Source organism: Lysinibacillus sp. NPDC056959 (genome assembly GCF_042674095.1).
GTDB lineage: Bacteria > Bacillota > Bacilli > Bacillales_A > Planococcaceae > Lysinibacillus > Lysinibacillus zambalensis.
In genome coordinates this window covers 1-8,265 of the sequence record NZ_JBHURE010000051.1, presented here as the reverse complement: position 1 = coordinate 8,265, position 8,265 = coordinate 1, and the positions used below count along the sequence as shown (strand labels likewise).

The following is an 8,265-nucleotide window of genomic DNA, read 5'->3' as shown; positions in this document are numbered from 1 at the left end:
GAGTAGCTTTTTCTTTTTGTATTCATTCGCTTCGTGCAAAACAGTTTCATTAATTGTAGACATGAAATCAAGTACATCATGTAGTAAATCATTTTGTACATCATCACCATGAGCATATAAACTAAAGGTACTCATTTGATTTACAAGACGTTTTTTTATCAATGTTAAGCTTAAATTTTGCTGATACTCTCGTATCAATTCAACATCATCTCTATCCCAATCAGTCCCAATCCCCTGCAGCCTTTTCCAAAAATCAGAAGTAGGAAAATCATTTTTATCAGCCCAAGGTTTCCCCAACCGATTTTTAGCTTTATAATCTATGAATCTTATAATCCCCTTTAGACCATTATTACAAGTTATGTAATCATGAAAAAGAGCTTTATTATCCAAGATACGGAAGAGCTTAGCTGAATAATGAGTAGGTTCAACGGATGTAACTTTTAATGCAGCCATTGATTTATCCATTGTAGAATAAAATTTTCGCTTAGTCTCTAACTCAACATTCAATACCTTTGTGACTGGAGGAGTTAAATAATCTGCTAAAGCAATAATTTTTTCATAATCACGAGACTGATCACCAAGCAAATATGTTATTTCCTCTTTAATTTTTTTATCACTACCATAATCCAAATAAAATTCCAATCTAGCTACATCAAGATATTTATAATTATCAGCACTAGGATTTAAAAAAGCTTTTTCAATGCAATACAAATCAAAGTAAGAAATCATCTTTTCTAAATACCAGATTTGTATAAAAAATTGCTTATACCCCTGTTGAATAACCTCTTTCGTCTTATCGTAAATCCTAAAAAAAAGATTATTAGATTTTTTACGTCCAAGAGTTACATAATCCACTTCAACCTCGAATTGCCCTCTAAAATTACCTTCCATCGACCAACGACTAAAATTACTACATTGCATACGATTAAGATTTTCACTTTTAAAATAACTCGTAGGATTTTGAACATAATTTGTATGATATGCATAGTCAATACGATTCTCTTTAACTTCTTTAATCTCTATTGCAAATTGTGATAATAATTCTTCTATCTCCGATAGACTCTCTTTAACAGCAGTCTTTTCACCTCTAAGCCACAAGTATTGTGACCTTACTTGCACTATAAGTTGAGGAGTGTTTTCGTTTGGAAGATTTGGCGCAATCATAACAAAATATTTATCAGGCTTTTGTAAATCATGCTTATAAATAGGACTCAACGCTATACCATTCATGAGCCATTCACCAGTAAGATTTAAATCCACATCTTCACGCATTTGCTCAGTTGTAAAAACAGGCATTAACTCCATTTCTCTTTGTGCTTTTTCCTGAAAACTAGCAAGATAACTTTTAAATAAAACACAGTTAGAATCATACTTCCAATCATTTTTAACAGTGATTGAATAATAAAGTGAGTCAATGTTATGCATAAATTTCTTTTGAGTAAAATCAAAAAATGAATTTCTTCTAGGTGCATCTAGCTCACTATACAGCAAACTTTTTTTAGCTTTATAACTAATCAAAACTATTCCTCCCTTCGTGTCAAAAAAACCGTTATTTTGACAAGCGAAAATGTCTGACTAACCTAGTTACAGCAAGGTTTCGTCGGGAAAACGTACTCCTGTTTCATGGGGCGGGTTACATAGTCGCCCCGTCTCCCTTAAAATCTTCAAAGCAACGTGCGGGGGCAAGCGCAAAGCAATCTCCCCAGAGGGGCCCCTCTTTGCGTAACCATCCGCGCGTTGGTTCGCATTTTACACTATCGTGTCGCATAACTATGCAAATCATCTATTACCTCCAATTAAGAAAAGAGAGCTTATAAGGAGGGTAAAGCACCAATAGCAATTAGTTAAATTTTGCTTCACGCCGTTACGCAATATAATATATTGTTTAGCCTTAAATACAGCCTCCACTACGTTCCAGCGGCAGGGAATCATCCCTACCTTGGCGCTAATACCGGCAAGCCGGTGAGAGTCCTATCTCAAAGCCACAACACGTTGAGTAGCCTCAAAAACTCCCTCTTCATAAATACTGTTAAAAAAATGATTGAAAAAATTATCGATAAAATCTTTCTGCTTTGGATAATCCATCGTCTCAATAACTTCTAAAAATTCTTCAAATAGAACTCGTTTTCTATCCATAAATTCTTGTTTGTCCATCTCTACACCCCCCTTTTATAAGCTCTATAAGTTTTTCCTTTCCCAGGAATCCCAATGTATTCATCAAACATGTTAATTCCCCCTTGATTATTAAAATTCTTGCAAAAATCGCAGCTGCAGCACCAGGTTTTCAGCATTTATTTATCATTTTCATAAAAGACCTTTTTGCTCAAACACCTTACGCAAACATTCATTGACCAAATTACTTTTTTGTTTACCGTCAACACCATCAATGATAGTAGCAATATCCTTATCTAAGTAGTATGCCCTCTGTACTCTTTGGCTTTCTATAGACTTCCCAAATAGTATTGCATCAATACTATCAATATTACTACGGATATTTGTTTTAGTACTATCTACAGTACTGTTATTAGGTTTATTACTATTATTAGTAACAGTTTTAGTAGGCTGTTTATTGGCTACCGTTGAATATGACTCTACAATTTCAGTAAATAACTTGCTATCATTAACGATTTCGTAAGAATCACCTGCAGCTAAGTACTTCCCTTCCTTAGCATCCCAAACATATCCTAACGACTTGATATACTTCTGTATTGTTCTATTACTTTTACCGTAGGCTAAAGCTATTTCATCAACTTTTATTTGACCCGAAGATACACTACTAATAACAGTACTTACATTCATACTTTTTATATTAGTCATATCATTATTCACTCCCTACTTTATAGGTATCATCATGTTACTCTGCTTTTTGAAATTCCTTAAACAAAACATCCATTTGCAATTTCTTCAGTTCTTCTGCATTAAAGTTTTCTTTCGCTAAATCAGCAATAGCCTTACGCATTAAAGCACTATGACCACCACCAAGTTTTTTATCCAATGCATCCAAATAAGCTAGAGTTATTGCATCCTGTCTATATGTTCTTGTAATACTTTTAGCTAACATTGCCATAACCTCCCAATAGTTGTTTAGTAGATTATAGCATTGTAAACATATTAATGTAAATACATTTTAGTTAATAACTTAAGTGTAAATACATAAATTATCAGTTTAAACGAAAAGTTTTTTGATAGACATAAACACCATTAATTCTTTCATACACGTGTAAATACGCAAATTCTAATGGCTGCATAACAATTGTTGTTAATTTATCTGCAAGCTGAGACCCTTCTTTTATCTTCTTTGCCAACGGTATTGGTAACGCACTATATAAATTAAAAAGCATTTCTCATCCCTCCAGTAGATATTTTTCAACTTGTTCTTTATAAAAATCATCATTCAAAATTAACGTTGTTTGTATATAAAACTTGTCAGGCATTAAAACAGATAAAATTAATTCTTCAACAAAAACTGAACGAGAAACCTTATAATGCTCCGAAATACTATCTATCAATTCACAAAGTTTTGTATCAAGATGAAATTTTTTCGGTTTTTTCATCATCTTCCTCCATAGCTGCAAGTAGCACATTTCCAAATTTAAATTCAAAATCTATATCTAAATCATCAAATGAAAGATCCATTTTATCCTCAAATTGACCAAACATCATATGAGTATCATACAAAGCAGCAAAACGCTTCACATAAATGCTAGATTCAGAGCCTAAGAGCTGTCTTTTTCTATCCGCGGTCCAATACCTCACATAAAAGAAAAGAGTCCAAGGAAGCCATTTAAAAGGTGCTACACGATTTGCTTTACGATGTGCTATTTCATATTCAACACAACTACGAATCGATTTATTAATATCATTAGTACCTTGTGAAATAAGTACAAAATCATATCCCATTTTTCTATGTTGTCTAAAAAATAATTTCCATTTCTTTTGGGTTGGATGCGTTGCTTCATCTGGAGGGTAGTAGTTACCTGATTCATCGATAACAACCAAACATAATCCTTCACCCTGACCAAAAAATCTGTGTATCATTGGATTTTTTTCAGGAAACATAAGCACTTCATCATAAATTTTTTCATAACTAATTTGCCATAACATTGACATACCATTCTCACCCATAAGGTACTCGTCAGGTATATACATAAATCTATCAGCCCAACCTTTTTTAATCATGTACGGCAAAAAATTAAGAGGAAAATTAGCAATTACATGCTTACCTTTTTCAAGATAATCAATTATAGTTTCTAATGCGTGATAGCTTTTCCCACTACCAGGCGTTCCAGTGTAAAATTCTATCGTCAAAATAATTCACCCCTTATAACAAGCGATACAAGCGATACTGTAAATACAAGTATTGTAATAACTGATAAAACGACAGTGAAAAATCTTGATGTTTCTTTAAGTGAAAGCCTTGCTCCACCTTGCTTTGTCCAAGCCCAAATAATCACAGTAAACGATATAAAAGTAATTATGTGTTCTACAATCACCGTCTACCTCCCTCAATATCACGTATTGCATCTACAATAAGAGCCACTGTTACAGAAAAGGTGGGTACAAACAAAACAACTAAAATAAACGTCCAAATCATGTTTATGACCTCACTAACTTTATCCATCTTGCAAGTACTCTAATGCCGTAATAAGTCAGTACAGCAGCAGCAAGCAATATGGTATGTTGTATCATTGTTGGAAATGGCAACAACCACGTTACCCATCCCAAATTTATTAGCTCCGGAGGTGTAGACGGATTGGAAAACGGTGAATCAGGAAAAATAGACACGATCCACCCCAAAACCGTACCAATACCAGCAATTAAATAATTAAAAATCGTAATAATAAAATCTCCAACAGTATCTAAAAATCCTTTAAATAAATCAGCCATCTACAAAACTCCTATTCAGGAAGTAATCTTCTCAAAATTAATATCAGCGCAATATCCCAAATGATTATGTTAAACCACCTGACAACTACAGCGACCTTATCAAACATTGATAAATCTAACGTGAATGCAAAAGGTATCGATAAACCATCTATCTGTAAATATTCAGGCACATTAACATCAAATTTCGGAGCCTTTGGAGATACATCGAATATTTTTAACTGCTTAATCAAATCCCAAGGTAAACTAAAAGGAAATTTTGTTGTCATAGCAGTTCCAGCCATTATAAGTGGTGTCCAGACAATACTTTTAGTTGGATTTTTTAAACTACCAGTAGTCGTTCCTGTACCACCCTGTTCTCGTGCTTTTTCTTCCACTTTCGCACGACTCAATACACCTTCAGCAATTGCCGTAGATACGCCTAAAGCTTTCGCAATTTCTCCAACCGTTGCATCACGTATTTTTGCACCTGTAGCAACATTTATCCAAGAACCCACCGCTGTATCTAAAACCGCTGTAGTACCATCTACAGTATTTAATAAAGGTTGTTTCCAATCGGCTACCCCCTCCCAAGGGATACCGTCTGGTAATTGTAATAAGGTTTGTCCATCAGTTGATAAACCAAGTCTATAACCATCCTGTGTATATGCTTGTGCACCTGGATTATAAACTCCAAGTTGACCATTAGGAATAGCACGCTCACGTATCCAATCGTCCAAGCGATTATAAGTACTTGAACCAGTACCAGGACTAACAACAGTACCATCTCGATATTCCAATGAAATACGTGCACCAATGGTAGCACCAAACGAAATCATACCTGCAGGAGTTTTAACCTTACTTGCTGCTTCCGACAAAACACCATATTCAGCATCTGATAATTCACCTAAATTTATAGACTCTTTGTTAGAACCATTAACATAAATTCTTGCATATGAATTTTTATCACCAAATGTCCCACTCGTTAATAAAATTTCAAAAGAACTAGATGCACGACTTTTTGCATTACTAGAATCTGTATATGTTAACAACAGACTACTAGTAATTGCATTTTGAACAGACAACATCGCATGACCTTTACCAGATGCAGATATATAATTTACACCACCTATGCTTGTGCCTGTATCTGTGTTATCACCGAAATTTGGTTTAAGAGCATCCAACGCACCTGTAATCCAATCCCCTACAGTAACAATACCGTCAGCCATTTGATCAATACTGGATAGAAAGTTTTTTTTCATGTCAGGCGCCATCGTTTTCCAAGAATCTTTGGCCGTCTGATACATTGCGTCCACATTATCCATTAAGTACTGTTCTGCATGCATGGCTCCAGTAGCAACAGCCATCGTACCTGTAACTACACCGGCATAAGTTGCCGCAGCCCATTCCTCAAATTGAGCAACCGCAGAATTAGCCTTTGCATAGCTCATAGTTAAATTAAATGTTAAAATAACAGTGCAACACATAATTAAAATTGTTTTTTTAAACAACATAAAGCCACCTTTCAAAAAAAATAGAGTGCCAGTTAAGACACTCTATCCAGTTGTTTATTTAATTTGGTGGAAAAAAAGGGACTGTGACCGCAGTCTCTTTTTTATCGTGCAACAGTTTTAAATACTTTCTTACCGTATTGCCAAGCGAAAGGAGCCGCAAACAGTAAGATAGCAATACCCGCGATTGCTGCAACTACAGCTAAAGCTGTAAGTTTTAAACCTTCGAAACCATCTGTAATAGCTGTTACTGTACCTGTGTCAGCAGTTGCACCTGCAGCACTTGCGAAAGATGCATAAGCCATTAAGAATGAAAACATGAAAATTCCAGTTACACGTTTTTTAGAGTTGTTTAAAGTTGTAGTAATATGATTAAGTACGTTCGACATTTTATTTCACCTCCTTCCAAGTCCGAAATAATTGAGAACTTGTTCAGATTTAGTGATAGCCCTACCTATAAAGCCAAACGTAAAACCGAGTATAAAACCGAAACTTAAACCTTTTAAAGCAATCGGTAAAATTAAATCATTCGGATCCATACTATGACCTCCAAGCTATAAAAAATATAACAGCAATAGCGAGAGCAATAAGTCCGAAAACTGTACCAATTAAATATAACCCTATATATTTAATTACCTCGATATTTTCAAAGAACGTTTCTATTTGTTCAGGCGTCACACTATCCCAACCAGTTAAAGTTGGTACTGTTGGTTCAACTAGTTCAACTGGGTCAACTGGGTCAACTGGGTCAACTGGGTCAACTGGTTCAACAATTATCTCTTCGTTCATTTAACGAATCGCCCTTTTTTCATTTTAAATTTTTTATTAAGCATCTTTAAAACTACAAAAACACCGATTATATAATAAGTTTCCTTTGCCGAAAAAAAACTTTTAATTGTTTCCCAAACGATTGAAAAAATTAAACTTGGTGTCATTTAGCCGCAGCAGAAGGTTTTTTTTCAGCAAATTGAAGAGCATGTACAAATTCTAGATTTGATAAAGCAACTGATGGCATATCCTTACCATTAGAAGCCTTTTTTGTCACAATACTCATTGTTGCATTAAACGCTGCTGGTAAATCTTTTTTATGATGTTTTAAAAGTCTTACCTCTTCATAATTTTTTACTGTAGCATCCGTCACTGATAAACCAAACTTGTTATTTGTTTCTTCATAATCTCCTACAATTCGCACTGACAAACCTTTATTGTCTTCCATATCATAGTGATTTGCTTGAATAACAATTACTTGCATTTTCATGATAGATTGCCTCCTTTTTATTTTTAGTTTTTACGAACAAATATTCTGTATGGATTATTTGTTCTATCTAATCTTAAAAAAAAAAGAGAAATTTAGCAACTACTATTTTACAAATTTCTTTACAATTTCTTGAATTTCCAAAATAATCTCCTTCTTAGTATCATCATCAAAGGCTTCTGCATTACTATCAAAATCAATATTTAATTTTTCACAAAGTAAAAAAAGAGTTTTATTGTCTACTCTTAAAATCAATGGAGTAGATTTATCTACTAAATCTTTTCTTTTTCGTCCCATATCAACCATCCTTATTCTAAAACACCTCTTTTGTTTTTTTATTAAACTTAACATAAATTAATAAAAAGTCTTACAGATTACCTGTAAGACCTTCTATCAGATTGATAAATTACTAATTTTAATGTATAATGCAAAGCAATTAAGAATATGCTTTAAGAGCTTCCCCAGTTTCAGTGTTGACAATTTTGAATTTGGTCTCTAATTTATGTTGACCATCAACTTTGTCTAGCCGACCACTAATCTGGAGTAGCTTTTTCTTTTTGTATTCATTCGCTTCGTGCAAAACAGTTTCATTAATTGTAGACATGAAATCAAGTACATCATGTAGTAAATCATTTT

General features: G+C 33.9%; 16 protein-coding genes. All 16 read right to left on the bottom strand.

Features of this window, described 5'->3' with window-relative positions; genetic code table 11:
- A partial coding sequence (locus ACFTQ7_RS24675; protein WP_386831947.1) for a hypothetical protein occupies window positions 1-1,518 on the bottom strand: 1,518 nt, incomplete at its 3' end.
- Between the two features lie 453 nt (window positions 1,519-1,971).
- A complete protein-coding gene (locus ACFTQ7_RS24670) occupies window positions 1,972-2,154 on the bottom strand; it encodes a hypothetical protein (protein WP_386831945.1) in 183 nt (60 codons plus the stop codon).
- Between the two features lie 150 nt (window positions 2,155-2,304).
- The gene (locus ACFTQ7_RS24665) at window positions 2,305-2,817 is read right to left on the bottom strand and encodes a hypothetical protein (protein ID WP_386831943.1); all 513 of its coding nucleotides are present in this window, start codon (window positions 2,815-2,817) and stop codon (window positions 2,305-2,307) included.
- Window positions 2,818-2,854: 37 nt separating this feature from the next.
- A complete protein-coding gene (locus tag ACFTQ7_RS24660) occupies window positions 2,855-3,061 on the bottom strand; it encodes a hypothetical protein (protein ID WP_386831941.1) in 207 nt (68 codons plus the stop codon).
- 100 nt (window positions 3,062-3,161) lie between these two features.
- On the bottom strand, window positions 3,162-3,341 hold the full coding sequence (locus tag ACFTQ7_RS24655; RefSeq protein WP_386831939.1) for a hypothetical protein: 180 nt from the start codon (window positions 3,339-3,341) through the stop codon (window positions 3,162-3,164).
- Between the two features lie 3 nt (window positions 3,342-3,344).
- Window positions 3,345-3,554 carry a hypothetical protein gene (locus tag ACFTQ7_RS24650; RefSeq protein WP_386831937.1) on the bottom strand — a complete coding sequence of 70 codons (210 nt, stop codon included), beginning with the start codon at window positions 3,552-3,554 and terminating at the stop codon, window positions 3,345-3,347.
- A complete protein-coding gene (locus ACFTQ7_RS24645) occupies window positions 3,526-4,308 on the bottom strand; it encodes a zonular occludens toxin domain-containing protein (protein WP_386831935.1) in 783 nt (260 codons plus the stop codon). Before ACFTQ7_RS24645 ends, ACFTQ7_RS24650 begins: the two co-directional genes overlap by 29 nt.
- Entirely contained in the window at window positions 4,305-4,493 is a 189-nt protein-coding gene (locus tag ACFTQ7_RS24640; RefSeq protein ID WP_386831933.1) for a hypothetical protein, read from the bottom strand. The genes ACFTQ7_RS24645 and ACFTQ7_RS24640 overlap by 4 nt, the downstream gene beginning before the upstream one ends.
- A gap of 103 nt (window positions 4,494-4,596) precedes the next feature.
- Entirely contained in the window at window positions 4,597-4,887 is a 291-nt protein-coding gene (locus tag ACFTQ7_RS24635) for a hypothetical protein (RefSeq protein ID WP_386831931.1), read from the bottom strand.
- 11 nt (window positions 4,888-4,898) lie between these two features.
- Entirely contained in the window at window positions 4,899-6,377 is a 1,479-nt protein-coding gene (locus ACFTQ7_RS24630) for a hypothetical protein (RefSeq protein ID WP_386831929.1), read from the bottom strand.
- Window positions 6,378-6,478: 101 nt separating this feature from the next.
- A complete protein-coding gene (locus ACFTQ7_RS24625; protein WP_386831927.1) occupies window positions 6,479-6,763 on the bottom strand; it encodes a hypothetical protein in 285 nt (94 codons plus the stop codon).
- Window positions 6,764-6,769: 6 nt separating this feature from the next.
- Entirely contained in the window at window positions 6,770-6,913 is a 144-nt protein-coding gene (locus ACFTQ7_RS24620; protein ID WP_386831925.1) for a hypothetical protein, read from the bottom strand.
- Between the two features lies 1 nt (window position 6,914).
- A complete protein-coding gene (locus ACFTQ7_RS24615; protein ID WP_386831923.1) occupies window positions 6,915-7,163 on the bottom strand; it encodes a hypothetical protein in 249 nt (82 codons plus the stop codon).
- Window positions 7,164-7,305: 142 nt separating this feature from the next.
- Entirely contained in the window at window positions 7,306-7,632 is a 327-nt protein-coding gene (locus tag ACFTQ7_RS24610; RefSeq protein ID WP_386831921.1) for a hypothetical protein, read from the bottom strand.
- Between the two features lie 102 nt (window positions 7,633-7,734).
- Window positions 7,735-7,926, bottom strand: coding sequence for a hypothetical protein (locus ACFTQ7_RS24605; RefSeq protein ID WP_386831919.1), 192 nt, complete (start codon window positions 7,924-7,926; stop codon window positions 7,735-7,737).
- A gap of 139 nt (window positions 7,927-8,065) precedes the next feature.
- Window positions 8,066-8,265: hypothetical protein (locus ACFTQ7_RS24600; RefSeq protein ID WP_386831917.1), on the bottom strand; the 200-nt coding region annotated here is incomplete at its 5' end.